This is a genomic window from Arthrobacter sp. 05L417, assembly GCF_056397865.1.
Map to the genome: position 1 here is coordinate 1 of NZ_JBFTOG010000021.1, position 26666 is coordinate 26666.

22 protein-coding genes are annotated in these 26666 nt (G+C 65.1%); 17 read left to right on the plus strand and 5 right to left on the minus strand.

Translation table 11 applies throughout. From position 1 onward, the window contains the following. The first annotated feature begins 233 nt into the window (after window positions 1-233). The 6 genes from AC1DJW_RS15415 to AC1DJW_RS15440 all read left to right on the plus strand — a co-directional run bounded on the left by AC1DJW_RS15415 (window position 234) and on the right by AC1DJW_RS15440 (window position 7549). A complete protein-coding gene (locus AC1DJW_RS15415; RefSeq protein WP_284753277.1) occupies window positions 234-1160 on the plus strand; it encodes an alpha-E domain-containing protein in 927 nt (308 codons plus the stop codon). Beyond that, window positions 1157-2005 (plus strand): transglutaminase family protein, encoded by an 849-nt coding sequence (locus AC1DJW_RS15420; RefSeq protein ID WP_284753279.1) that lies wholly within the window; start codon window positions 1157-1159, stop codon window positions 2003-2005. Before AC1DJW_RS15415 ends, AC1DJW_RS15420 begins: the two co-directional genes overlap by 4 nt. A 128-nt stretch (window positions 2006-2133) precedes the next feature. Continuing rightward, the gene (locus tag AC1DJW_RS15425; protein ID WP_476901802.1) at window positions 2134-3174 is read left to right on the plus strand and encodes an LLM class flavin-dependent oxidoreductase; all 1041 of its coding nucleotides are present in this window, start codon (window positions 2134-2136) and stop codon (window positions 3172-3174) included. A gap of 79 nt (window positions 3175-3253) precedes the next feature. After that, window positions 3254-4510 (plus strand): uroporphyrinogen-III C-methyltransferase, encoded by a 1257-nt coding sequence (gene cobA / locus AC1DJW_RS15430; RefSeq protein ID WP_476901803.1) that lies wholly within the window; start codon window positions 3254-3256, stop codon window positions 4508-4510. Between the two features lie 98 nt (window positions 4511-4608). After that, window positions 4609-6075, plus strand: coding sequence for an FAD-dependent oxidoreductase (locus AC1DJW_RS15435; RefSeq protein WP_284753284.1), 1467 nt, complete (start codon window positions 4609-4611; stop codon window positions 6073-6075). A gap of 94 nt (window positions 6076-6169) precedes the next feature. After that, the gene (locus AC1DJW_RS15440) at window positions 6170-7549 is read left to right on the plus strand and encodes an MBL fold metallo-hydrolase (RefSeq protein WP_476901804.1); all 1380 of its coding nucleotides are present in this window, start codon (window positions 6170-6172) and stop codon (window positions 7547-7549) included. A 143-nt stretch (window positions 7550-7692) separates the two neighbouring features. Here AC1DJW_RS15440 and AC1DJW_RS15445 read toward each other — a convergent pair whose 3' ends face one another. The 3 genes from AC1DJW_RS15445 to AC1DJW_RS15455 all read right to left on the minus strand — a co-directional run bounded on the left by AC1DJW_RS15445 (window position 7693) and on the right by AC1DJW_RS15455 (window position 11231). Further along, the gene (locus AC1DJW_RS15445; protein WP_284753287.1) at window positions 7693-8373 is read right to left on the minus strand and encodes a FadR/GntR family transcriptional regulator; all 681 of its coding nucleotides are present in this window, start codon (window positions 8371-8373) and stop codon (window positions 7693-7695) included. Next, window positions 8370-9635: an MFS transporter gene (locus AC1DJW_RS15450; protein WP_476901805.1), complete on the minus strand. Its 1266-nt coding sequence runs from the start codon at window positions 9633-9635 to the stop codon at window positions 8370-8372. Before AC1DJW_RS15450 ends, AC1DJW_RS15445 begins: the two co-directional genes overlap by 4 nt. 153 nt (window positions 9636-9788) lie before the next feature. Next, window positions 9789-11231 (minus strand): PucR family transcriptional regulator, encoded by a 1443-nt coding sequence (locus AC1DJW_RS15455; protein WP_284753289.1) that lies wholly within the window; start codon window positions 11229-11231, stop codon window positions 9789-9791. Window positions 11232-11375: 144 nt separating this feature from the next. On the opposite strand from AC1DJW_RS15455, the gene AC1DJW_RS15460 reads away from it, so the two are divergent. Further along, the gene (locus AC1DJW_RS15460; protein ID WP_284753291.1) at window positions 11376-12806 is read left to right on the plus strand and encodes a gamma-aminobutyraldehyde dehydrogenase; all 1431 of its coding nucleotides are present in this window, start codon (window positions 11376-11378) and stop codon (window positions 12804-12806) included. A gap of 104 nt (window positions 12807-12910) precedes the next feature. Next, window positions 12911-14275, plus strand: coding sequence for a 4-aminobutyrate--2-oxoglutarate transaminase (gene gabT, locus AC1DJW_RS15465; protein WP_306959036.1), 1365 nt, complete (start codon window positions 12911-12913; stop codon window positions 14273-14275). Between the two features lie 124 nt (window positions 14276-14399). On the opposite strand, the gene rarD is transcribed toward gabT, so the two are convergent. Beyond that, window positions 14400-15401, minus strand: coding sequence for an EamA family transporter RarD (gene rarD / locus AC1DJW_RS15470; protein ID WP_476901806.1), 1002 nt, complete (start codon window positions 15399-15401; stop codon window positions 14400-14402). A 186-nt stretch (window positions 15402-15587) separates the two neighbouring features. On the opposite strand from rarD, the gene AC1DJW_RS15475 reads away from it, so the two are divergent. The 9 genes from AC1DJW_RS15475 (at window position 15588) to AC1DJW_RS15515 (ending at window position 25809) form a co-directional block, all read left to right on the plus strand. Continuing rightward, complete coding sequence (locus AC1DJW_RS15475; protein WP_284753295.1) at window positions 15588-17021, plus strand: FAD-dependent oxidoreductase; 1434 nt, start codon at window positions 15588-15590, stop codon at window positions 17019-17021. A gap of 31 nt (window positions 17022-17052) precedes the next feature. After that, complete coding sequence (locus tag AC1DJW_RS15480) at window positions 17053-18492, plus strand: amidase (RefSeq protein WP_476901807.1); 1440 nt, start codon at window positions 17053-17055, stop codon at window positions 18490-18492. A 26-nt stretch (window positions 18493-18518) separates the two neighbouring features. Continuing rightward, on the plus strand, window positions 18519-18797 hold the full coding sequence (locus AC1DJW_RS15485) for a hypothetical protein (RefSeq protein ID WP_284753298.1): 279 nt from the start codon (window positions 18519-18521) through the stop codon (window positions 18795-18797). Window positions 18798-18867: 70 nt separating this feature from the next. Further along, on the plus strand, window positions 18868-20232 hold the full coding sequence (locus AC1DJW_RS15490) for a GAF domain-containing protein (protein ID WP_284753299.1): 1365 nt from the start codon (window positions 18868-18870) through the stop codon (window positions 20230-20232). Between the two features lie 83 nt (window positions 20233-20315). Continuing rightward, the gene (locus tag AC1DJW_RS15495) at window positions 20316-20927 is read left to right on the plus strand and encodes a hypothetical protein (protein ID WP_284753300.1); all 612 of its coding nucleotides are present in this window, start codon (window positions 20316-20318) and stop codon (window positions 20925-20927) included. Between the two features lie 133 nt (window positions 20928-21060). Continuing rightward, window positions 21061-22584, plus strand: a complete 1524-nt coding sequence (exaC, locus tag AC1DJW_RS15500; RefSeq protein ID WP_476901808.1) for an acetaldehyde dehydrogenase ExaC — start codon at window positions 21061-21063, stop codon at window positions 22582-22584. 123 nt (window positions 22585-22707) lie between these two features. Further along, window positions 22708-23730 carry an alcohol dehydrogenase AdhP gene (gene adhP, locus AC1DJW_RS15505; protein WP_390278512.1) on the plus strand — a complete coding sequence of 341 codons (1023 nt, stop codon included), beginning with the start codon at window positions 22708-22710 and terminating at the stop codon, window positions 23728-23730. Then, complete coding sequence (locus AC1DJW_RS15510; protein WP_284753306.1) at window positions 23730-24146, plus strand: DUF779 domain-containing protein; 417 nt, start codon at window positions 23730-23732, stop codon at window positions 24144-24146. The genes adhP and AC1DJW_RS15510 overlap by 1 nt, the downstream gene beginning before the upstream one ends. Before the next feature lie 112 nt (window positions 24147-24258). Further along, a complete protein-coding gene (locus AC1DJW_RS15515; RefSeq protein ID WP_284753307.1) occupies window positions 24259-25809 on the plus strand; it encodes an amino acid permease in 1551 nt (516 codons plus the stop codon). 43 nt (window positions 25810-25852) lie between these two features. Here the strand turns inward: AC1DJW_RS15515 and AC1DJW_RS15520 are convergent, their stop codons facing one another. After that, entirely contained in the window at window positions 25853-26488 is a 636-nt protein-coding gene (locus AC1DJW_RS15520; RefSeq protein WP_284753310.1) for a DUF2461 domain-containing protein, read from the minus strand. Window positions 26489-26666: the final 178 nt, after the last annotated feature.

Sequence of the window (26666 nt, forward strand, 5' to 3'; positions counted from 1 at the left end):
TCGCTGATCGTGAACTCCTCCCAGGGCGGCGGGTCCAAGGACACCTGGGTGCTCTCGGACTCCCCGCGGCTGCCCGCCGTCGAGCTGCCGCGGTCCGCGATCACGGTCCGGGAACAGGTCTCGGTCTGGCCCGTCGAAAGCAACTGGCGGGACGGGGCTGACCAGTGAACCGCGGGGCTGACCAGTGAATGAAGGTACCACCACATCAATCCGTAGCCACAGGAGGTAGAAACATGCTCAGCCGTATCGCTGAATCGCTGTTCTGGATCGGCCGCTATGTGGAGCGGGCCGACGGAACGGCCAGAATCCTGGACGTCCACCTCGAACGCCTCAATGGCCTGGGCGAAGACGAGCAGAACCGCGTCTCGAGGAACCTTCTGGCCCTGATGGGCTCTGACCCCGGGACGGAGGCCGTGACGCTGGATCGGCTCCTCAAATGCCTGGCCCATGACAAGGCGAACCCCACGTCCATCGCGGGATCGCTCTCCGCGGCCCGGGAGAACGCGAGGCGCGCCAGGGAAACGGTGTCGTCAAGCCTCTGGGAAGGACTGAACACCACCCACAACGGACTCAAGAAACAACGCAAGGACCTGGTGGGAACATACCGCTTCTGCCATTGGGTGCTTGAACGCACCGCCATGGTCTCCGGCTCTGCCGACTCGACCGTCAGCCACGATGACAGTTGGCTCTTCATGGTGTTGGGGCGTTCCCTGGAACGCGCCGATATGACGGCGCGCATGCTCTCCACAAGGGACTTGCTCTCCGGCAGCCTCTCATGGGTGAACATGCTCCATTGTGCCGGGGCCTACGAATCATTCCTGCGGAACCGGGGTGGATCCTCGGGAGACCAGGACGCTGCCGAATTCCTTCTCCTGGACAGGCTTTTCCCCCGCTCCATCGTGTACGCGCTGCGGGACGCCGAAGAGTGCCTTTCCAAGCTGGACCCCTCCGCGCAACGGGTGGGTTTCATCGACGACGCCCGGCGGGTGGTGGGGCAGGCCCGCACCTTCCTGGAGTTCCATCGCACGGACAATCTCCTTGAGGAACTGCCCGAGCATATGGACCGCGTGCAGAGGGCGGTCAGTCAAGCCTCCGAGGCCGTCTCCCGCAAATACTTCAACCAGGCCTCTGAACTCGAATGGATAGGGGAAGTCTCATGACCCGGCTCAGCATCGTGCACACCACGGCATACAAATACAAGAAGAGCGTGACCCGGTCCTACAACGAAGCGAGGTTGACGCCGCTCAGCGATGCCCAGCAGGTGGTGCTGGAATCCAGGCTGAAAGTGTCGCCATCGCAGGCCGCCGTCGGGAGCTATCGGGACTACTGGGGTTCCCGGGTGAGCACGTTCGACATGCAGCACCGGCATGGCGAGATGAAAGTGACTGCTGTGTCCACCGTCGAGGTGGACCGCGGCGCCGGGCCGCCGTCGTCGTCGGGACTTGGCTGGGACGAGATCAGATCCAGCACCACCACCGACGCCTTCAGCGAGTGGCTTGCGCCTTCTCAGCTCACGGCGATCGGCAAGGAGATCCGCAAGGCGGTGGCTGGTGTGGCGGCGGGCCTGGAACCGGCGGAAGCGGCCCCCGCCGTCATGGAATGGATGCGGGCCAACCTGGAGTATGTCAAGGGAGTCACCAGCGTCACCACCAATGCCGAGCAGGTCTGGCAACAGCGCAAGGGGGTTTGCCAAGACCTGGCCCACCTCGGGATTGCGGCTTTGCGCAGCCTGGGCATTCCGGCGCGGTACGTGTCGGGCTACATCCACCCGGTCCCCGATGCGGCTGTGGGGGAGACCGTTGCGGGACAGTCCCACGCGTGGCTCGAGTGGTGGGACGGCGAATGGCGCAGCTGGGATCCCACCAACCACAAGCCTGCAGGCAACCTCCACGTGACGGTGGCTCGCGGCCGGGACTACCGTGACGTTGCGCCGGTTCGGGGGATTCTTTCCGGCGGCGGCGGATCGGTCTTGAGCGTGCAGGTCCAGATCACCAGGCTCACCTGAGCGGGGCGCCAGCTGTCGAACGGGCCCGACGGCGACTCCCGCCGTCGGGCGCTTCTTCTTTCGGCAGGCGCGCCTCACCGTGAAAGCGCCCAAGGAATTCCCCGGCCCGCCCCGTGGTTGACGCGGGCATGAAACGAATCGGCTTTCTTTCCTTCGGCCATTGGGGACCCGTCCAAGGCTCGCGCACTCCTTCGGCCGGCGACGCCTTGCTCCAAGGGATCGACCTTGCGGTTGCGGCGGAGGAACTCGGCATCAACGGGGCCTTCTTCCGGGTGCACCACTTTGCGCGCCAGCAAGCCTCGCCGTTCCCCTTGCTGGCGGCCATCGCGGCCCGGACCAGCCGGATCGAAATGGGCACGGGCGTGATCGACATGCGCTACGAAAACCCGCTCTACATGGCAGAAGAAGCAGCAGCGACCGACCTCATCAGCCAAGGCAGGCTCCAGTTGGGCGTTAGCCGTGGTTCACCCGAGCCGGCCCTGCACGGCTCGCGATACTTCGGCTACGCACCCGCCGAGGGCGAGGACGACGCCGCGATGGCCCGACGCCACACTGCCGTCTTCCGGCATGCCATCGCAGGCCATGGAGTGGCCGAAGCCGATCCCTCCTTCATGGGCGGCGGCCGCGGCCTCCTGCCGATCCAGCCGTCGTCGCCCGGGCTGCCACGGCGCATCTGGTGGGGCGCAGGCACCCGCAAGACCGCCGTCTGGGCCGCGGAACAAGGTATGAACCTCATGAGCTCCACCCTCCTCACCGAGGACACAGGGGTTCCCTTCGACCAGCTCCAGGCCGAACAGATCAGCATGTTCCGGGAGGCTTGGGCGGCAGCCGGACACGGTTTCGAGCCCCGTGTTTCGGTCAGCCGCAGCATCATTCCCGTGGTGGACGACGAGGACGAACACTATTTCGGGCTCCGTGCGCAGGTGGAAAACCGGGACCAGGTGGGCATGCTCGACGGTGCCCTGTCACGTTTCGGCAAGAGTTACGTCGGCGCGCCCGATGCCTTGGCCGAGGACCTCGCGCAGGACGCCGCGGTCCAGGCTGCGGACACCGTGCTGATTACCGTGCCCAACCAACTCGGGGTGGAATACAACGCCAAGCTGCTGGGCAACATCGCCAAATACGTCGCCCCGGCGATCGGCTGGGAGGCCCCCGCCGAGCAAGCGTAATGTGACGCCGGGTTACCTAGCGTGAACTGGTGTTTCCGGACCTTTGAAGCATGTTACGGCCCGGCCCTACAGTTTTTTCATGGCAATACAGGACATCTACCCCACAGCCCTGCGGCTGCTCGGCCGCCCGGTGCTGGTGGTGGGCGGCGGACCAGTGGCTGCCCGACGCGCCAAAGGACTGCTCGACGCCGGCGCCCGGGTGACCGTGGTTGCCCCCGTTGCCTCTGACGCGCTCCGCGAACTCGCCGCCTCCGGCCTGCTCACGTGGGAGCCGCGCACTTACCTTTCCTCCGACGTCGACGGCGTCTGGTTCGTCCAGACGGCCACTGGCGTTGCCGCTGTGGACGCCCAGGTAGCAGCCGACGCCGAGGTGCAGCGCGTCTGGTGCGTCAACGCCTCGGACCACGAATCCTCGGCAGCCTGGACGCCCGCCGTCGCCGTAGTCGACGACGTCAAGATCGCCATCAACGCCGGGGGAGACCCACGCCGTGCCATGGCCTTGCGCGACGCAGTTGCCACCGCACTTGAGACGGGAGACCTCCCGCTGCGCCGTCGTCGTGCCTCCACCGGAAGCGTAGCCCTCGTGGGTGGCGGCCCTGGTGACTCCGGACTCATCACCGTCCGCGGCCGTCGCCTCCTGGGCCAGGCCGACGTCGTCGTCGCGGACCGCCTCGGACCGCGCGGCTTGCTGCAGGAACTCGCTCCGGACGTCCGCGTGATCGAGGTCGGGAAGACTCCAGGGCACCACCCCGTGCCGCAACTGGAGATCAACCGGATCCTCGTGGAGGAAGCCTTGGCCGGCCACCGTGTGGTCCGGCTCAAAGGCGGCGACCCTTACGTCCTGGGCCGCGGCGGCGAGGAAGCCGAATTCTGCCGGCAGAACGGCGTCGAGGTAGAAGTGGTTCCCGGTGTGACCTCGGCGATTTCCGTACCGGCGGCAGCAGGCATTCCCGTGACGCACCGCGGACTCGCGAAGGGCTTCAGCGTGGTGACAGGCCACGAGGAACTGTCCGAAGTCCCGGCCCGGCCCGACCACACCGTGATCCTGCTCATGGGAGTTGCCAAACTTCGCGAATCCGCCGCTGCCCTCGCGGAATCCGGAATGCCCTTGGACACGCCAGTAGGTATCGTAGAGAACGGCTACATGCCCGAACAGCGCGTCACGATCGGCACTCTGGCGACGATTGCCGATCAAGCCGAGGCCGCCGGCGTCGCAAACCCCGCAGTCATTGTGATCGGCGATGTGGTGCGTGTCAGCCCGTTTGCCCCCGAACATTTCAAGACCGCTGACTACAGCACCCTGAGCCCCAACAAGCCCCGCGTCGTTACCCCCTAGCCCCTCACCCAACTAGCTCGCAGTTGTTGTCGTTATGAGCCCTCAAAACGACAACGAATGCGAGCTAGTTGGGAAGCACACTGAAAAGGAACACAGCCGTGTCATCTAGCACCACCGTAGGAACCGCCGCACGTCCGCTGCGCGTCGCCGTCGTCGGCTCCGGCCCGGCCGGCGTCTACGCAGCTGACATCCTGACCAAGAGCGAGGCCGTCAAGAGCGGCGAGCTGACGGTCAGCATCGACCTCTTCGACCGCTACCCGGCCCCCTACGGCCTGATCCGCTATGGCGTTGCCCCGGACCACCCCCGCATCAAGGGCATCGTGAACGCCCTGCACAAGGTCCTGGACCGCGGCGACATCCGCTTCTTCGGCAACGTCGACTACGGCACGGACATCTCCATCGAAGACCTGCGCACGCACTACGACGCCGTCATCTTCGCCACCGGCGCCATCAAGGACGCGGACCTGAACATCCCCGGCATCGAACTGGAGGGCTCCTTCGGCGGCGCCGACTTCGTCTCGTGGTACGACGGCCACCCCGACGTTTCCCGCGAGTGGCCGTTGGAAGCCACCTCCGTGGCGGTCCTCGGCAACGGCAATGTGGCACTGGACGTTGCCCGCGTCCTCTCCAAGCACGCCGACGACCTCCTGGTGACCGAAATCCCGGACAACGTCTACGCCGGCCTCAAGGCTTCCCCGGTTACCGATGTTCACGTCTTCGGCCGCCGCGGTCCGGCGCAGGTGAAGTTCACCCCGCTGGAACTCCGCGAGCTGTCCCACTCCAAGGACGTGGACATCATCCTCTACGCCGAGGACTTCGAGTTCGACGAAGAGTCGGACCGCCAGATCCAGACGAACAATCAGACCAAGACCATGGTGGGCACCCTCACCAACTGGATCGCCGAGCAGCCGGAGGACCTCTCCGAGCTCAAGGCCTCCCGCCGCCTGCACCTGCACTTCCTGCACAGCCCGGTGGAGATCGTCGACTCGGCAGAGAACCCGGGCAAGGTTGCCGCGATCAAGTTCGAGCGCACCGAACTGGACGGCACGGGCAACGCACGCGGTACCGGCGAGATCGTCGACTACCCTGTCCAGGCCGTATACCGCGCCATCGGCTACTTCGGCTCCGCCCTGCCGGACGTCGAGTTCGATCACCGGCGCGGGGTCGTCCAGAACGACGGCGGCCGCGTGCTGGACGCTTCCGGCGAGCACGTTCCGGGCCTGTACGCAACGGGTTGGATCAAGCGGGGCCCCATCGGCCTCATCGGCCACACCAAGGGTGACGCACTGGAGACGGTCACGTACCTCCTGGAAGACCGCGAAAACCTGCCGCTCGCCGCCGTTCCCGAGGCGGACGCCGTCGTCGAACTTCTGGACGCCCGCGGCGTGAAGTTCACCAGCTGGGAAGGCTGGCTGGCCCTGGACGCCCACGAGCTCGCTTTGGGTGCCGCCGCTTCCGACGCCGGCACCTCGCACGGCGTCGAGGTCCAGCGCGAACGCATCAAGGTTGTGCCGCGTGAGGACATGGTGGACATCTCCCGCGATGGCGTAGCCGCACAGGTCTAGTTCTACAACGCGGGGTCACTTAGCGCCCATCCGGAGCATCGGAATGGGCGCTAAGTGACCCCGCGTTGCGCGTTTTCGGGGCTAAACTCTCCGCATGGACGTCGTGGTCATTGAAACCACCCCGCTGGGGGACCGCAGCTACCTCGTTCATGACGGCACGGTGGCGCTCGTGATCGACCCCCAGCGTGACACCGACCGCGTCGAAACAGCAGCTCGTGCTGCGGAAGTGGCCATCACGCACGTCGCAGAGACCCACCTCCACAACGACTACCTCACGGGTGGCCTCATCCTCGCCCGTGACCACGGCGCCCGCTACTTGGTGAATGCCGCGGACAACGTGGCGTTTGAGCGTGAGCCGGTTGTTCCGGGGCAGGCGTTCAAGGTAGGCCGGCTTTCAGTCAAACCGGTGGCCACGCCGGGCCATACGCACACGCACCTGGCCTATGTCGTTTCGGACCCCGACCCCGGGGCGGGCGTCCGGCAAGCGGTGTTCTCCGGTGGCAGCCTGCTCTACGGTTCGGTGGGCCGGACGGATTTGATTGGCCCGGACGATACTGCTGGACTGGCTCGTGACCAATACGCCTCGGTTCGGAGGCTCGTAGCTGAGTCAGCACCGGACGCGATCCTGTATCCCACCCATGGCTTCGGTTCGTTCTGCTCCATCGGTCCCGCGAGCAGGATCCCCGCATCGACGATCGGGGAGCAGGCCGCCACCAATCATGCGCTCACCGACCCGGACGAAGACCACTTTGTCAGGCACCTCCTGGCGAATATCACGGCCTACCCGAGCTACTACGCCCACATGAGTCCGCTCAACGCCCTGGGCCCGGGGCCCGCGTTGCTGGAAGTCCCGGAATCGGTGGAATCCGCTGAGCTGGAGCGCAGGCTCGAGGCCGGGGAATGGGTGGTGGACCTGCGCAACCGGGTCGCATTCGCTGCGAGCCACCTGCGCGGCAGTGTGGCCTTTGAATACGGGTCGGGATCGAGCTTCACGAGCTACCTTGGTTGGGTCCTGCCATGGAACCAGCCGCTGACCCTGCTCGGCGCCCATGACGACGTCGAAAAGGCCATTCGCGACCTCGTGAGGATCGGGATCGACTCCCCGGATACCGCCGTCGGCGAGGATCCCGGGGCTCTGGCACCAGGAACGTCTTTGGTGCAATATCCGATCAGCGGCTGGGCGGGGCTGGTGCGGGACCGGGCCCCGGGTGAAACGGTCCTGGACGTACGCCGAACCGAAGAATTTGGCGCCTCCCATGTGTCCGGGGCAGTGAATGTTCCGCTGCACGAGCTTCTGCTCCGGCTGGACGAGTTGCCGATGGCGAGGATCTGGGTGCATTGCACTTCCGGCTACCGGGCCAGCGTCGCCGCAAGCCTGCTTCATCGTGGAGGCCGCGACGTGGTGCTCATCGACGCACTCTTCCGCGAGGCAGCTGATGCCGGTGTCGAGCTGACAAGCTCCGCTCCGGCCTAAACCGCCCGGCCCACGGCAGACGCTCGCTCACCTATGGGGCGTTTCCGGCGGACGGTCGCTCACATGATGTGAGCGAGCGTCGGTCAAAACCGCGATAGATGTGAGCGAGCGTCGGGGGAAAGCCGGTCAGATGTGAGCGAGCGTCAGTTGTTGAGCCATTCCGCGGCGAAGTCCAGGTTGCGGTACACGCTCGCGACGGCGGCGGCCTCGTCGCGTGCCTCGATGGCGTCGGCGAGCTCGTCGTGGCCCTCGTGGGGGATGCCGTTGAAGCCGGCCTTGCGTTGTTGGCGCAGGAGATCGTCGTGGAAGACCCCGCCGAAAGACACATACAACTGGTGCAGCAACGGGTTGCCCGAAGCCAGGGCCACTCGCTCGTGGAAATCCCAGTCCGCTCGGGCCCAGGCGGGGTAGTCGGCCGCGAGCCAGGCGTCGTGGCGTACTTGGAGAAGGGCCCGCATCGCGGCGATGTCCTCGGCGGTGGCATGCTTCGTTGCCAGTCGGGCGGCTTGGGTGTCGAGCCCCACCCGGACCTCGACTACATGCTCCTGCGTATGTTCCTTGTACATTCGTTGGGCCGCGCCGGAGATCTCGCTCGTGGCCCGGACATAGGTGCCGTCACCGCGGCGAACCTCCAACATGCCACTGTGCGCCAAAGCTTTGATGGCTTCGCGGAGCGTCCCTCGCGAGACTCCGAGCGAGGCCATGAGCTCCGGCTCGGCCGGAATCTTCTCCTGAAGCGGCCACTCTCCGGACTGGATCATGCCGCGCAGCTGGCGGGTGACCTCATCGGCCAGGACGGGACGGTGCGAGGGGACCAGGCTCATGCCACGGGCCTTGGTCCGGCCTTGATCGGCGTCCGCTTGCTGGTCAACTGGTGGCAGGTGACCATGAGGGCCAGGGCAACCGCGGCAAGGAGCGCCAAGGGGAGCGTCCAAGCACCGGTGGCACTATGGAGCAGGCCCATGCCGAACGGACCCAACGCCGCAATCAAGTACCCCACGGACTGGGCGACGGTGGACATGGCGGTGGTCTCCGCCGTCGTACGCCCGCTGCGGCTGATGATCACCAGGACCAGCGGGAAGATGCCCAGGCCGAAACCGAACATCACGGCGGGAACGGCCGCTAACGACGTCGGCAGCAACAGCATCGCAGGGATTGCCAGAAGGGTGGTTCCGCTTCCCAGGTACAGGGCGGGCCGCATCATGCCGGGCCGCGAGCCGATGACCAGGAGGATCATGCCAGCGGCCACCGAGACCAGTTGCATGAGCCCGAACTGAAGGCCGCTCTCTGAAGCGCTCAGTCCTTGGCTTGTCAGGATGTAGGCAAACCAGCTCATCACGGCATACGCAAGGAGGGCCTGCAACGTGAAGATGGAAGTGATGAGGAATCCCAGCCGGGTGCGCAGGAGGGGCCACATGGACACGTGCTCCTGGCCGGCCTTGCGTGAACGGCGATGGGTGTGGAGGACCATCGGGAGGAAGCCGAGAAGTGCTGCGACTCCGAGGATGCCCCACGCGGCCAGTCCCATCGACGGTGAGCCCAGTTGCTGGGCCAGGGGCACGCTGACTGCCGCGGCGAAGGTGGCGCCGCCGGACATCGTGAAGGTGTAGAGGCCGGTCATCATGGATGTCTTGCTCGCATAGTGCTCCCGGATGTACGACGGCATGGCCACGTTGCACACCGCGAGGCCGGACATCGCCAGCACTGTTCCGGCGAGGAGGGCGCCGGTCGCGGGGACGCTGCGGACCAGGAGCCCGGCGGCCAGCATGGCCAGCGCCACGAAGATCGACTTCTCGACGCCGATCCGGCGCGACAGCCACGAGGTGCCCAATCCTGCAACGGCGAAGCACAGCAAGGGGATGGACGGAAGAATCGACGCGACGAGCGCCCCGTAGCCGAGGAATGCCTGCAAATCGTGGAACAGTGCCGCCGCGCTGGTGATGCCGGCGCGCAGGTTCAGGCCGATCAGGATGACGGCGATGATCCCGACGACGGCGACCACCCGGGATTTCGGCGCCACCGTACCGCCGGTGGTGGGCACAGTTGTTGCTTCCGTTGCGTGGGGAGTCGGGTGAGTCGAGGCCATGCTTAAAGGTTAGACGTTTGACGTTTGCTGCGCGAACTTTTGTGGTGAATCTCTCCACGCTGCGCAGGAGCCCAACTGACTCGCACTTAATGTCGTTTTCAGCCCCGAAAACGACAACAAATGCGAGCTAGTTGGGCCCGCGGCGAAGAATCCTCAGCGCGGGTTGCGCGCTCCCAGTCGCTGCACGGCCAGAGCCAGCCACAGCTGCACCCGGTCCGGCGTCTGGGCGGGGTCGTAGCCGGTGAGGTCGGTGATTTGGGCCAAGCGGTAGCGCACGGTGTTGCGGTGCAAGGTCAGGGCTTCGGCGACGGCGGCCACAGAACCGTTGTGGTTGAGGTAGCTTTCCAGGGTCGAAACGAGCTCGGAACCGTGGGTGGCGTCGAACTTGCGCAGGGGAGTGAGGGCCTCGCTGGCCATGTCGGCCAACGGCACATCCTCGCTTGCCAGCAACAGCGACGTCAGGCTGAGCCGCTCAGGTTCGTTGACCGGCAGGCCGTGCGCCACGGCGTCGCGCGCTTCGAAGTAGCTCCAGCGCACGCCGTTCGGCTTGGTGTACGCGCCGCCGATCCCGATCACCGCATGGATCCCCGCTTCCAAAAGGTGGTCGCTGAGGTCCTTGGCGAGCGCGCTCGCGGAACTGCCGTCGTCGGGCACTACCGTCACCAGGTCCTTCCCGACGACGGCGGTCACCCCGCCGTCGAGCGACTGCGGTAGCGATGTGCTGCTGAGTTGTTTGTGGTGGGCGGCAGAGACCACCAGAAGCACCACGTTCTTGCGCGTGCTGTTGATTCCGACGCCGGCCAGGCGGCGGGCGCCCTCCACGCTGTCCAGGGTTCCGTGGATGACATCGTCCAGCACCTGGCCCGCCAACGCCCGCTGGCTCTGGCGCTGCTTGACCATGTTGTTGAGTTCCACGCTGATCAGGTTCTGGGCGTAACTGACAATTCCGGTGTCGCCGAAGGGTTGCTTGATCCAGAGGGTGCACGCGTCGCGGCGGCCTGTCGGGATGGGGAAGGACGCCCAGTCGTCAGCCGTCGGCGCGGGGCTGCCGGCCACACTGTTGTAGAGCTGGGCGCTGAACTGCGTGAGCGCGATGTCGGACCGGAGCATGCTGCCCAACTGTTTGAGCAATTCGCCAAGCCCGCCGCCGGTCAGCAGGGCCCGGGCCAGGATCTGGTGGCCGGCGATGAGGCGCTCCAGCTTGGAGTAGTGGTCTGCTGATTGGGAGTCGGCCACGAGTTTGCCGATGGCGATGAAGGGGGTCTCGTAGGGGACTTCCACGAGGGGAAGGCCCCAGCGGTTCGCCTCCGCGATGAGGGCCGGGGGCACGGACTCGTGGGTCAGTCCGGTGCCGAAGCCGATGCCAACGGCTCCCGCGCGCTGGACCTGGCGCACGAAGCGGCGTTGTTCAGCTGCCCCGTTGAGCCTGAGCCCGGTGGTCAGGATCAACTCGCCGCCATTGAGGAAGCGTTGGGGATCCTCCTGCTCGGTCACGGCCACCCAGCGGATATCTTCGTTCCAGGTGGTTTCCGCGAGGCCGGCTTTGCGGAGCCGAAGGGAGGGGACGGCGACGAGCGCGGCGAGTGACATTGCCATGCCAAAAAGGATATCCCCGCACTGGTCATTCGCACTAAGTCGGGGTGGTCGGGGTGTGCACCTGACTATTCCGCGTCGCGGGGTGCTGGCATAGGCTCGGAGCAGCTGCAACCAATGCCTAGACACCGAAAGAGGTTGTACACCGTGGTCCAAACCTTGCAGAACTTCATCAACGGCGAGTTCGTCACGCCGGCAGGCACCGAACTGCTCGACATCGTGAACCCCACCAACGGGGAGATTGTGGCCCATGCGCCCATCTCCACGGCGGCCGACGTCGATGCTGCCATGAACGCGGCGAAGGAAGCCTTCAAGTCTTGGAAGCATGTCACGCCGGGCCAGCGCCAGCTCATGCTGCTCAAGCTCGCTGATGCCATCGAGGCCAACAGCGACGAGCTCGTTGAGGCGCAGCACCGCAACACCGGCCAGGTCCGCGCCCTCATCGCGTCCGAGGAAGTTGCCGCTGGCGCAGACCAGCTTCGCTTCTTCGCGGGCGCCGCGCGCATCATGGAAGGCAAGTCCGCCGGCGAGTACTTCGAGGGCCACACCTCGTACGTCCGCCGCGAACCGATCGGCGTCGTGGCCCAGGTTGCACCGTGGAACTACCCGTTCCTCATGGGCATCTGGAAGATCGGCCCCGCCCTCGCCGCAGGCAACACCGTTGTCCTCAAGCCCTCCGACACCACTCCGGAATCCACCTTGGTCCTGGCACGTCTTGCGGGGGAGATCTTCCCGGCCGGCGTCCTCAACGTGGTCCTCGGCAACGGGGCCACAGGCTCCATGATGGTCGAGCACAAGGTCCCGGGCCTCGTCTCGATCACCGGTTCCGTCCGTGCCGGCATCGCAGTGGCGAGCGGAGCGGCCAAGGGCCTCAAGCGTGCCCACCTGGAGCTCGGCGGCAAGGCCCCGGCGATCGTCTTCAAGGATGCCGACATCAAGAAGAGCGCAGCGGCCATCGCCGAATTCGCCTTCTTCAACGCCGGCCAGGACTGCACGGCCATCACCCGCGTACTGATCGAGGACTCCATCCACGACGACATGGTTGCCGCGATGGTGGAGCACACCAAGACGCTGCACACCGGTTCGCAGAACGACGACGAGAACTACTTCGGCCCGCTCAACAACGTGAACCACTTCAACGCCGTGAACTCGGTGGTCGAGCACCTGCCGGCCAACTGCAAGATCGAAACCGGCGGCCACCGTGCGGGTGACAAGGGCTTCTTCTTCGAGCCCACCATCATCACCGGCGCCAAGCAGACTGACGACGTCGTGCAGAAGGAAACCTTCGGCCCTGTCATCACCGTCCAGAAGTTCACCACCGAGGCCGAGGCACTCGAGCTGGCCAACGACGTCGAATACGCCCTGGCCTCCAGCGTCTGGACCACGGACCACGGCACCGCGATGCGGATGAGCCGCGACCTGGACTTCGGCGCGGTCTGGATCAACACCCACATCCTGCTGACCGCTGAAATGCCGCACGGCGGCTTCAAGCAGTCCGGTTACGGCAAGGACCTGTCCATGTACGGCGTCGAGGACTACACGCGTATCAAGCACGTGATGAGTGCGCTGGACTCCTAATCCCCACCGSCACCCTAACCTCGCTCCGCTTCGGCCAGGGAACCCTGCCGGCGTGGCCCCTTAGCCGGCACACGGCACGCAAGCATAAGAAAGAAAGAACCATCATGACCGCAACAGCACATGAAATCACTTACCGCCTGGACCAGAAGCGCAGCATCAACGGCGCCTTCCCCGGTCCCAAGTCCCAGGCCCTGAACGAGCGCCGCGCGGCCGTCGTCGCCGCCGGTGTGTCCTCGGGCGTGCCGGTTTACGTTGAGGACGCCGACGGCGGCATCATCCGCGACGTCGACGGCAACTCCTTCATCGACCTCGGCTCCGGCATCGCCGTGACCAGCGTGGGCGCCTCGGATCCCGCCGTCGTCGCCGCTGTCCAGGACGCCGCAGCGCACTTCACCCACACCTGCTTCATGGTCACCCCGTACGAGGGCTACGTCGCCGTCGCCGAGCAGCTGAACCGCCTCACGCCGGGCGACCACGAGAAGCGCACCGTGCTCTTCAACTCCGGCGCCGAAGCAGTGGAGAACGCCGTCAAGGTGGCTCGCCTGGCGACCGGCCGCGATGCCGTCGTCGCTTTCGACCACGCCTACCACGGCCGCACCAACCTGACCATGGCACTCACGGCCAAGGCCATGCCGTACAAGACCAACTTCGGCCCGTTCGCGCCCGAGGTCTACCGCATGCCGATGAGCTACCCATTCCGCGAGGAAAACCCGGAGATCACCGGTGCAGAGGCCGCCAAGCGCGCCATCACCATGATCGAGAAGCAGATCGGCGGCGACCAGGTTGCCGCGATCATCATCGAGCCGATCCAGGGCGAGGGCGGCTTCATTGTCCCGGCCGAAGGCTTCCTGCCGGCACTGTCCGCATGGGCCAAGGAAAAAGGCATCGTCTTCATTGCCGACGAGGTCCAGTCCGGTTTCTGCCGCACCGGTGAATGGTTCGCCGTCAACCACGAGGGTGTTGTCCCGGACATCATCACCATGGCCAAGGGCATCGCCGGCGGCCTCCCGCTGTCCGCGATCACCGGCCGCGCTGACCTGCTCGACGCCGTCCACCCGGGCGGCCTGGGAGGCACCTACGGTGGCAACCCGGTTGCATGTGCCGCAGCCCTTGCTGCGATCGGCACCATGGAGCAGCACGACCTCAACGCCCGCGCCCGCCACATCGAGGAAGTCGCACTTGGCCGCTTGCGTGAGCTCGCGGCTGATCCTTCTGCAGGCGGGGTCATCGGCGACGTCCGTGGACGCGGTGCCATGCTCGCGATCGAACTGGTCCAGGCCGGCTCCAAGGAACCGAACGCGGAACTGACCAAGGCCGTTGCGGCCGCGTGCCTCCAGGAAGGCGTGATCATCCTGACCTGCGGTACCTACGGCAACGTGATCCGTCTGCTGCCGCCCCTGGTCATCAGCGACGAACTGCTCCTGGACGGCCTCGAGGTCCTGGCAGCGGCCATCAAGGCCAACGCTTAGCCACAAGCTTCAGGTGGACATGCCCACCTCTACGCACCAAGGATGGACATAGTGTGACTATGTCCATCCTTGGCGTTTAACGCGGGGCATCTCCCCTCGTGGGAGGGGGCGAAGGGGACGTTGTTTAGGCCGCGCTGAGCCGTGCGCTTTTCCTGATGACCGAGTTCTTGCGTGCCGTGCGCAGCATGTCGAGGGTCAGGAGCAGCAGCGCCAGCCACACAATGCCGAAGCCCACCCAGCGGTCCGGCGTCATGGCCTCGTGGAAGACGGCAAGGGCCACGATGAACTGGAGGACCGGCGCGAAATACTGCAGCAGGCCGATGGTGGTCATGGGCAGTCGGCGCGCGGAGGCACCGAAGAACAGGAGCGGCACGGCCGTGATGATGCCTGAAGCCGCCAGCAGCCAGAAGTGGCCCGGGCCGTTGCTTCCCAAAGTTCCGGCTCCCGTGAGGCCGAGGACAATCATGGTGGCGCCGGCGATCGGAGCGAGGACCACGGTCTCCACAGTGAGGCTCGTGATGGCGTTGACCTTCGGCCCGACGCGCTTCTTCACGAAACCGTAGAGTCCAAAGCTGAACGCCAGGACCAGGGCGATCCACGGCAGCTTGCCATAGGAGACCGTCAGGACCCCGACGGCGATGAAGCCGATCCCGACGGCGGCCCACTGGAGCGGGCGGAGCTTTTCCTTCAGGACGAACACCCCAAGGAGCACCGACACGAGCGGGTTGATGAAGTAGCCGAGCGAGGCTTCGACCGCGTGTCCGGTGGTAACGCCGAAAGTGTAGGTCAGCCAGTTGACGGCGATCAGCCCGGCAGCTATCGCGAGCGGGCCAAGGACCGCCCGGTCCCTGAAGGCGTTGCCAAGGAGCCGCCATGCCCGGGTGATGGTAATGAGCAGGGCACAGAAAATGAGGGACCACACCACCCGGTTGGCAACGATTTCCACCGCTCCTGCGGGGTGCAGCACCAGGAAGTAGAGCGGAAGCAGCCCCCACAAGCCGTACGCCCCGATACCGAAGACGACGCCCGCCGTCGTCTCCTTCTTTGCTTTGGCAGCAGCGGCGGAAGCTGCAGTTGAAGCGGCGGTGGCGGACGGGGCGGGCGCGGTTTGCTCGGGCGTAGACACAAAGTCAAGAACATCACATATTGCGAGGGTATTCCTGACCGTACGGCCGGAAAGTTATTGTGAGTTTCCTCGCCCAGTTGTGTCACCTCCCGCCACGTACTGACACTCCGGCCACAACTGAGAACTAGAATTGGAAACTGCGCGCCCCACCACGCGGGGCGGATTCCCGTCTCAGAAGGGTTCACGGTGTCCAACTCGGCCGAAACCACCTCAAAACGTCCACTGCGCGTCGCCATTGTCGGCGCAGGACCGGCCGGCGTGTACGCCGCGGATATCCTGACCAAATCGAACGAGGTCAAGGATGGCGACGTCGAGGTCAGCATCGACCTTTTCGAGGCATACCCCGCGCCGTACGGCCTGATCCGCTATGGCGTGGCCCCGGACCACCCCCGCATCAAGGGCATCGTCAACGCGCTTCACAAGGTCCTGGACCGCGGAGACATCCGCTTCCTCGGCAACGTGACGTATGGCCGCGACCTCACCCTGCACGACTTCCGCTCCTTCTACGACGCGGTGATCTTCTCCACGGGGGCCATCAAGGACGCGGACCTGAACATCCCGGGAATCGAACTCGAAGGCTCCTTCGGCGGCGCCGACTTCGTCTCCTGGTACGACGGCCACCCCGACGTGCCCCGCGAATGGCCGCTGGATGCCAAGGAAGTAGCAGTCATCGGCAACGGCAACGTCGCGCTGGACGTGGCCCGCATGCTCTCCAAGCACGCCGACGACCTCCTGGTGACCGAAATCCCGGACAACGTCTATGCCGCCCTCAAGGCCTCCCCGGTCACGGATGTGCACGTCTTCGGCCGCCGCGGCCCGGCCCAGATCAAATTCACTCCGCTGGAACTGCGCGAGCTCTCGCACTCCAACGACGTGGACATTGTGCTGTACCCGGAAGATTTCGAGTTTGACGAAGCCTCAGACGAAGCCATCCGCAGCAACAACCAGATCAAGACCATGGTCAACACGCTGACCAACTGGCTCGTCGAGGAACATGCGGAAGCTGAGCAGCCCTCGTCCCGCCGCTTGCACCTGCACTTCCTGCACAGCCCGGTGGAGATCATTTCGGAAGACGGTTCCGGGAAAGTCTCCAGCATCAAGTTCGAGCGCATGAAACTGGACGGCACGGGCAACGTCAAGGGCACCGGCGAGTTCGTGGACTATCCGATCCAGGCCGTCTACCGCGCCATCGGCTACCACGGTTCGCCGCTGGACGAGCTTGAGTACGACGCCCGCCGCGGTGTCATCCCGAACGACGGCGGACGGGTGCTGGACGCCGACGGCAAGCCGGTACCCGGCATCTACGCCACGGGCTGGATCAAGCGCGGACCCGTCGGCCTGATCGGGCACACCAAGGGTGACGCGCTGGAGACCATCGGCTGCCTCCTGGAGGACCGCCTTACCCTGCCCCCGGCCGAAAACCCGGACCCGCAGGCCATCATCAACCTCCTGGAAGAGCGGGGCATCGAGTACACCACCTGGGAAGGCTGGAACAAGCTCGATGCGCACGAACTAGCCCTCGGCGCCGAATGGACCGCCGAAAACCCGGAGGCCGGCGTCGTACGCGAACGCATCAAGGTGGTTCCGCGCGAGGACATGATTGAGGTCTCCCGCGGCTAGCGGCACGTGACGCCCGGTCCTAAAATGAGCCATGGACGAGGAGCTCCGCTGGACTGACGCCGTCGGGCAGGCAGAACTGGTGCGGAGCGGCGCGATCTCGCCGAACGAACTGCTCGACGCCGGCCGGGACCGTATCCGGCAGATCGATCCGGTCCTGCATTGCATCGTCGCGCACTTGGAACCCGGGACAGAAGGCCCGGCTCCTGACGCACCGTTTCCCGGGGTTCCCTTCCTCGTGAAGGACCTGTCCCTTGAGATCGCCGGAGCGCCCTTCAAGGAAGGCTCCCGCTGGTTGAAGGACAACGTCTCACACCAGGACCAGGAGCTTGCGCGCCGGTACCGCAAAGCCGGACTTGCGATCCTCGGGAAGACCAACACTCCGGAATTCGGGCTCAGCCCGCATTGCGAGCCGGCCTTGCATGGTGCCACCCGAAACCCTTGGGACCTGGCGCTTTCCACGAGCGGCTCCAGCGGCGGGTCCGCCGCCGCCGTCGCCTCCGGAATGGTCCCCATGGCGCACGGAAACGATCTTGGCGGATCCCTGCGCTACCCGGCTGCTTGGTGCGGGGTTTTCGGGTTCAAGCCGACCCGCGGACGGGTTCCCATGGGTCCAGAGTATGGCGACGTGGCCGGGGGCTTCGCCGTGGAACACGCGCTGACCCGGAGCGTGCGCGATTCGGCGGCACTCCTCGACGCGACGGCCGGTCAGTCGCTCGGCGATCCCTATTGGGCGCCGCCCCAGGCCCGGCCCTTCCTGCTTGAGGCCGGCACTGTCCCCGGAAAGCTCCGCATCGCCGCAACCGCGACGCCCAACTCGGGGCAACAAGTGCATCCGGACTACGTTCGGGTGTTCGAGGAAACCGTGGAATTGCTCGCCGGGCTGGGCCACAGTGTCACCGAAGCGCACCCCGAGGGCCTAGGCAGGGCCGGGCACCGGGCGGTCAGGGCTGTCTACGGTGGCGCAATCGCGTGGATAGAGGCGTACTGGACGCAGCGGACGGGCAGGCCGCCGGAAGCCGGCGAGATCGAGCCGTTCACCGCGGCCGACTTCGAGCGCTCGCGGGCTGTGACGGGTGGCCAGTACCTCCTCGGCATGGAGGAATTGCAGCGTTTCAGCCGCCGCCTGGCTGGATTCTTCGAGGAATTCGACGTCTGGATGACACCCACGGTCGGCTGGCCACCGTTGCCCCTCGGAACGCTGAATGGAACCGAGGAAGAACCGCTGCGGGGCGAGCGCGAAGCCGGCCGTTTCCTCATGTTCGACGGCGAGTATGCCAACATCTCGGGCAACCCCGCCATGTCGGTGCCACTCGGAGCCGACTCGGCCGGCCTGCCCGTGGGCATGTCCTTCCTTGGCCGTTTCGGGGACGAGGCCACGCTCTTTCGCTTGGCTGGCCAGCTCGAGAAGGCCGCACCCTGGGCGGACCGCAAACCCGACGCCCTCGCGCGGGCGTTGGCGGCCCCGCACTGAAGCTGAAGCAAGACAGGAGAGAAGCAATGTTCATGGGCGTCTACCATTTCGACGGGGATCCCGCTCAACTGCTGGAAGGCCACAAGCGCATGGTGGGCCTCCTGCCGCCGGGCGCGTTGAAGATCCATGTATGTCTTTCCACCGAGGGCGGCATCTCGGTCTACGACACTTGCCCGGATAGGGCAACATTCGATCGCTTCAGCAGCGGCCACAGTTTCGCGGAACTCGTCGCGGAAGTTGGACTGCCCGAACCCCGGATCGAAGCGTTGGGCGAGGTCGAGTCGTACGAATTCCATCCGGAGTGAGCGGGTACACAAAGCCTCGCGTCGCAACTAGACTGGCCCGTACTGTGCTGCGTCCGGTTTTGGGAGTTCGATGAAGAATCCGATCCATCCGGCAGCTTCGGTCAATGACCCCGCCGAGCTGCTGCAGCATCATGCCCGGGCCGGGCACGAGCAACTGGAATCGTGGCGTTTCGGGCTTCCCGATGCCACGGAGCTTCCGGGTCTACGCAGCCTGATCAAGGAATCCTGGCAACGATCCGTGCAGCTCAAGGCGAACCCGGACCAACCCGAGGCGCCGCTGGTCATAGACCTCGACGAGCTCGAGGAGTACCGGCGCCAACACCCGCTGGCCACCATCATGCCCGTCATCCAGAAGCTCCTCATCCAGCCCAGCTATGAGAGCGGGCTGCTGGTCGCCGTGGGGGATGAGCTGGGCCGCTTGCTGTGGGTGGACGGAAATCCCGCGATGCGACGCCGCGCCGAAGGCATGATGTTCGTGGCAGGCGCGGACTGGTCCGAAGGCGCGGTCGGCACGAGCGCGCCCGGCACGGCGCTCGCCTTGGGCCGCGGCATCCAGATTTCCGGCGCCGAGCACTACAAACGCTCCGTCCACCCGTGGAGTTGCACCGCCGTGCCTTTCCATGACCCTGACTCCGGGGCCCTGCTCGGCGTCGTCGACATCACAGGCACGGAAGCCGCCGTCGCACCCCACACGCTTTCCCTCGTTGAAGCAACTGTGGCGGCTGCGCAGGCGCAATTGCGCGTGGAGAGGCTCCAGCTCGCGGCAACTAAGCACTCTGCGCCTGCCCGACGTCGGAACTCGCCCTCCGCGGTCGGCTCACGCCAGGGGACCGGACTGTATCGGAACAGCCTCCAGTTGCTCGGCCGGGACCAGGCCTTGTTGAGCATGGGAGGGCGCAGCATTCCGCTGTCCGCGAGGCACAGCGAGATCCTGGCCTTGCTGGGGACCCGTCCCGAGGGGCTCAGCGCCGAGGAACTCGCCCTGGCCCTGTATCCGGGGGACGGCTCAAGCGTGACATTGCGGGCCGAAATGGTGCGCCTGCGGAAGGTACTCCACGAGCTCGACCCAGCTGCGGTCCCGGAATCCCGCCCGTACCGGCTCCCGATCGACCTCGGCCAGGATGCGGCCCAGGTTCTCTCCTGCCTGCAGCGGGGAGCCCACCGCATCGCGCTGGAGATCTACAAAGGCGCCGTCCTTCCGCATTCGGAAGCACCCGGCATTGTGGAGCTCCGCGAAAAGGTCTCGGCGCTCTTGCGCGAGGCGGTCCTCAACGACGGCAGTGCCGAGGCGCTGCTCAAGTATGCCGGGCTGCCTGAGGCGAAGAACGACGTCGACGTCCGGCTTGCCGCGCTCAGGCTCCTGCCGCCGCGTTCGCCCAAGCGGGCCGCCGTCGTCGCCGAGCTTGAACGCTTGGAAAGCGAACTGTCGGCCTGAGGAGGGCCCCTCGTGTGGCACTCGGGAAATACGGAGTTTCGGCCCGTATCGTAGAAGCGAGCCAAACGAAAGAAGCTTCCTCCGTGTTGAACAAACGCCTCGCCGTTGCCCTAACCGTGTCCGGACTCCTTGCCGGAGTCACAGCCTGCGGGGCACCCGCACAGACAGCACCCGTATCGGCGACGCCTTCGACTTCGGCCACCACGGCTGCCGCCGCCGCGTGGGAACTCGATCCCACGGCGGGCGCCCAGAGAATCAAGGCCGCGGGCCTGGATATCCTGACCGCCGAAGGCACAGCCGAGCACTATCACGCCCATCTGGATGTCCTGGTAGACGGCAAAGCCGTCACCGTCCCGGCCGAAATTGGCTTCAGTTTCGGGGCCGACGGGCAGCCCAACGGAATCTCGGCACTCCACACCCACGACACGTCCGGCGTCATCCACATCGAAGCGCCCACGGCCGGCCAGAAGTACACGCTCGGCCAGGTCCTCAGCGAATGGGGAGTTCTCGACGGCAAGGACGCCACGGGAGCACCGCATGGCGGAACCGGCGGCTGGACCGCCTACGTGAACGGCGCAAAGCAGAATGCGCCAGTGTCAGACGTGGTTCTCAAGGCCCACGACGAAGTCGTGCTCTCCTACGGTGCCGCGCCCTCGCCGGTTCCGAGCTCGTACGCTTTCCCCGCGGGTCTATAGCTTCCTGGGCGCGGCCGGGGGAGTCCTGCCCCGAAGTGATCTGAACCACATGGTTGCAACCTGCTTGCAACCTTCCCGCTCCTACGCTGATGGCACAGCAAAGCCACCATCATGCGCAGCAAAGGAGCTACAGATGACTGTTTATGCACAGCCGGGTGCCGAGGGTTCGAAGGTCACTTTCAAGGACCGTTACGAGAACTGGATCGGCGGGGAGTGGGTTGCCCCGGTCAAGGGGCAGTACTTCGAGAACATCACCCCGGTGACCGGGAAGGCCTTCTGCGAGGTTGCCCGGGGCACGGCCGAGGACATCGAGCTGGCCTTGGACGCTGCGCACAAGGTGGCCCCGTCCTGGGGCAAGACCTCGGCCACCGAACGCGCCGCGATCCTGAACAAGATCGCCGACCGGATCGATGAGAACGTCGAGTTGCTGGCCGTCGCCGAGACCTGGGACAACGGCAAACCGGTCCGCGAAACCCTGAACGCGGACATCCCCCTCGCGGCGGACCACTTCCGCTACTTCGCCTCCGCGATCCGCGCCCAGGAAGGCCACCTGTCCCAGCTGGACGACGACACCACCGCCTACCACTTCCACGAGCCGCTGGGCGTGGTGGGCCAGATCATCCCGTGGAACTTTCCGATCCTCATGGCCGTGTGGAAGCTCGCGCCGGCACTGGCCGCGGGCAACGCCGTCGTGCTCAAGCCCGCCGAGCAGACCCCGTCCTCGATCCTGGTCCTGATGGAACTGATCTCCGATCTGCTGCCCGCCGGCGTCGTGAACGTCGTCAACGGTTTCGGTGTCGAGGCTGGCAAGCCGCTGGCGTCCAGCCCGCGGATCCGCAAGATCGCCTTCACCGGCGAGACCACCACGGGACGGCTGATCAGCCAGTACGCGTCCCAGAACCTGATCCCCGTGACCCTGGAGCTGGGCGGCAAGAGCCCGAACATTTTCTTCGACGACGTCGCCGCGCAGAACGATGCGTTCTACGACAAGGCCCAGGAAGGCTTCACGCTCTTCGCCTTCAACCAGGGCGAAGTCTGCACCTGCCCCTCCCGCGCCCTGGTCCAGGAAGGCATCTACGACTCCTTCATCGCCGACGCCGTGGCCCGCACCAACAAGATCATCCAGGGCAACCCGCTGGACACCGACACCCAGATCGGCGCCCAGGCTTCCAACGACCAGCTCGAGAAGATCCTCTCCTACATCGACATCGGAAAGCAGGAAGGCGCCAAGGTCCTCACCGGCGGCGCCCGCGCCCAGCTCGACGGCGACCTCGCCGGGGGCTACTACGTGCAGCCGACCATCTTCGAAGGCCACAACCGGATGCGGATCTTCCAGGAAGAGATCTTCGGCCCCGTGGTGTCCGTGACGAAGTTCAGCGACTACGACGACGCCATCGGTATCGCCAACGACACCCTCTACGGACTCGGCGCCGGGGTCTGGTCCCGCAACGGCAACGTCGCCTACCGGGCAGGCCGGGAGATCCAGGCCGGCCGCGTCTGGGTCAACAACTACCACGCCTACCCCGCCGGCGCCGCGTTCGGCGGCTACAAGTCCTCCGGCATCGGACGCGAAAACCACGCCATGATGCTCGACCACTACCAGCAGACCAAAAACCTCCTGGTCAGCTACAACGAAAACAAACTCGGCTTCTTCTAAGCCGCACTTGACCCGGCGGGGAGGGATCAGCACAGACCCCTCCCCGCCGACCCACCCTGGCCACCCCTCAGGAAAGCAGCACCCCGCCTCAAACAACGCTTTAACGACGCAAGGATTTCGCCAATGACGACGACAATGCAAGCAGCCGTAGTAACAGAATTCGGAAAAGACCTTCAAATCCAGTCCCTTCCCCTTCCCACGCCTGGCCGAGGAGAAGCGCTGGTCAAGGTCATCACCAGCGGCGTCTGCCATACAGACCTGCACGCCGCCGAGGGGGACTGGCCGGTCAAGCCTTCCCCGCCGTTCGTGCCCGGCCATGAAGGCGTGGGTGAAGTGGTTGCCCTCGGCGAGGGCGTCACCGACCTGGCCGTCGGGGACCTGGTGGGCAACGCCTGGCTCTGGTCCGCTTGTGGCGATTGCCAGTTCTGCCGGACCGGTTGGGAGACGCTGTGCGAAGCCCAGAAGAACGCCGGCTACAGCGTGGACGGTTCGTTCGGGGAGTACATGCTGGTGGACAGCCGGTTCGCCGCGAGGATTCCGGCAGGTTCGGACCCCGTGGAGGTCGCCCCGGTGCTGTGCGCCGGAGTCACCGTCTACAAGGGATTGAAGATGACCGAGGCCAGGCCGGGCCAATGGGTCACCATTTCCGGCATCGGCGGCCTGGGTCACATCGCGGTCCAATACGCCGTGGCCATGGGCCTGCGGGTTGCCGCGGTGGACATCGCCGACGACAAGCTCGCCCTCGCCAAGAAACACGGCGCCGAGCTCACGGTCAACGCGCTGCACGAAGATCCGGCGGAAGTCATCCAGCGGGAAACCGGAGGCTGCCACGGCGTCTTGGTCACGGCGGTGCACCCCTCGGCTTTCGGGCAGGCGATCGGCATGGCCCGCCGTGGTGGGACCATCGTCTTCAACGGACTCCCGCCGGGAGATTTCCCCGCGCCGATCTTCGAGATTGTGCTCAAGGGCCTGACCGTCCGTGGTTCGATCGTGGGAACTCGCCAGGACCTGGAGGAAGCGCTGGACTTCTACGCGCAGGGCAAGATCCACCCGACCGTGTCCACGCGGGAGCTCTCCGAGGTCAACGCGGTCTTTGACGAAATGAAGCATGCCAAGATCGACGGACGCGTGGTGCTGAGGTTCTAATGCCCCACAACAGGCTTGACGCCGCAGTGACGCTGCCCGCGGAAGACTTTTCCCGGGTGGCGCTCACCGCCGTTTCCATCGAACTCCTCCGGAAGTTGTGGGAGCAGCATGGTCCGCTCATGTTCCACCAGTCAGGCGGTTGCTGCGACGGTTCCTCCCCGATGTGCTACCCGGCCGGCGAATTCATTACCGGTGATTCGGACGTTCTGCTCGGGCTATTCGACATCGGCGAGCCCGAACGGCCGCAGCCTTTGGAGTTCTGGATGTCCCGGGAGCAGTTCAATTACTGGTCCCACACCCATCTGACGGTGGATGTGGTGGACGGCCGCGGGAGTGGATTCTCGGTCGAATCGCCTGAGGGGAAACGCTTCCTTATCCGCTCGACCTTGATGGATTGGAACGTCCCCGCGCTCTGAAGATGGGCCATGCATGTGTCTCACGATTCGGGACAAATGTGGGGGTCCATTGGCTGGACACTACTCTTGATGAGTCTGTTTCTACCACCTCATCAAGATTGTGGACTCTTCTATGAACCTCTTCCGGACCAAATCGATCGAGCAGTCCATTGCGGACGCCGATGAGCCCGGACGCAAGCTCAAGCGTTCCCTCAGCACCTGGGATCTGATGATCATGGGCGTCGCCGTTGCCGTCGGTGCCGGGATCTTCTCTGTCGGCGCCAAGGCCGCTGCGAACTTCGCCGGGCCCGCCGTGACCATCTCCTTCGCCGTCGCAGCCGTCACGTGTGCCTTGGCAATCATGTGCTACGCCGAATTCGCTACCGCGATCCCGGTCGCTGGGTCCGCCTACGTCTTCACCTACGCCACCATGGGCGAAGTCCTCGCTTGGATCATTGGTTGGAACCTCATCCTTGAACTCTTTACCGCTGCTGCGGTGATCGCCAAGTACTGGGGAATCTACCTGAGCAAAGTGTTTGCGCTCATGGGTGTGGATATGCCGCCGGCCGTGAACATTGCCGGTGTGGATCTCTATTGGGGCGCTTTCCTGATTGTTGCCATCTTCACGGTGCTCCTGGTGCTCGGCACCAAGCTCTCTGCCCGCGTGGGCAACGTTTTCACGCTGATCAAGATCGCCGTGGTGCTGTTCGTGATCGTTGTCGGCTTCACCTACGTGAAATTCTCCAACTACACGCCCTTCGTCCCGGCATCGCAGCCTACCGGGGGCAACGACGGCGCGGATGTCATGAAGCAGTCCTTCTTCGGCTTCCTCACAGGTGCGGTTCCGGCCCAGTACGGAACGCTGGGCATCTTTGCCGGCGCAGCCTTGGTGTTCTTTGCCTTCATCGGCTTCGACGTGGTTGCCACCTCCGCGGAAGAGGTCAAGAACCCGCAGAAGACCTTGCCCCGGGGCATCTTCGGCGGCCTGGCGCTCGTGACGCTGCTGTACATCCTGGTCTCCCTCGCCCTGACCGGCATGGTGTCCTACACCCAACTGGCCGAAGCCAAGAACCCCACCCTGACCACGGCTTTCGAAGCGGTTGGAAACACCGACGCGGCCAAGGTCATTGCCTTTGGCTCGCTCATCGGTTTGACCACCGTCATCATGGTGCTGCTCATGGGCCTGGCCCGGGTGGTCCTTGCCATGAGTCGCGACGGACTGCTTCCGCGCGCGCTGTCCAAGACCAGTGCCAAGCGTTCGACGCCGGTCCGCCTCCAGATCATCTGTGGCGCTGCCGTGGCAATCGTTGCCGGACTGACCAACGTGGATCTTCTCGAAGAAATGATCAACATCGGTACCCTCTCGGCCTTCGTCATGGTGAGCCTGGGCATCCTGGTGCTGCGTAAGAAGCGCCCGGATCTCAAGCCGGCTTTCCGGGTTCCGTTCGGCAAGGTCCTTCCGGTGGTCTCGGCCGTCCTGTGCGTCTACCTGATGACAAACCTCGCCGTGGAGACCTGGGTCTTCTTCGCCATCTGGCTGGCAATCGGACTCGCCATCTACTTTGCCTACGGGCAGCGCCACTCCCGCTTGAACGAGAAGTTCGCTTCGGCAAAGGCCGCGGTGTCCGGGAACGCGGCTGTTTCCGACAAGAGCGACGACGAAGACAACCTCACTAGGGTCTAGCCAGCGACCGGGCTCACGCCCCCGGCTAGACTCACCCCCACGATTACGGCGACGCGTGCTCGTTGACCCACTCCACGAGCGGGCGCAGTACCTCCCAACGCTTGGCGATCTCTTCCTTGGCTGAGGGCTGGGACATCCATTCCGGTTCGCCCAAGGTCACTCCGGCAGACAACGACTTGTGCTTCAAGAGCTCGGCGCGTGGATGGTCTTTGTCGAAACCGCGCGGCACGGTCTTGAGCTTCTCGCCTTCCACTGCGAAGCCCGCGGCGGCGATGGCATCGACGATTTTCTGGAGTTCCTCCCCGCTGGCCGGCGAATCGGTGGCGGCGCGGAACCGGGCAATCTGCTCGGGGGTGCGCGAGTGGCATCCACCGCCGACTAACAAGCCGTCTGCACTGAGCTGGAGGTAGAAGCCCACACCCTCGTTATCCGCTGCAAAGGCTCCCTGTGCCGTCTTGTAGGGGGACTTGTCTTGGGAGAACCGGATGTCGCGGTTGGGACGGAAAACCTTGCCCGGCCCGAATCGCGGCTCAAGCTCTTCCAGCAACAGCGTCAATGGCTCCTTCACGGCGGAGTCGTAGATGTCTTTATGCGCCAACCACCATTCGCGGTTGTTGTTCTCTTCAAGTTCGGCATAGAAGGCGATGGCCTCTGCGGGGATCCCGGTAAATGTGCTCATGTAAGGATCCTATGGATGACAATGCCGGGCTAGCCAGAGCCATTGTCGGCCATGTGGAAAACCCGCCGCGGAACCTCGCCGCTGGGTCGGTACCTTGTTTCGCATTCCACGAGATACAAGCTCAGGAATCGCAAACAAGTCCAGGCATTCATGCGCATTAAACAGCAACCCCGCCGCG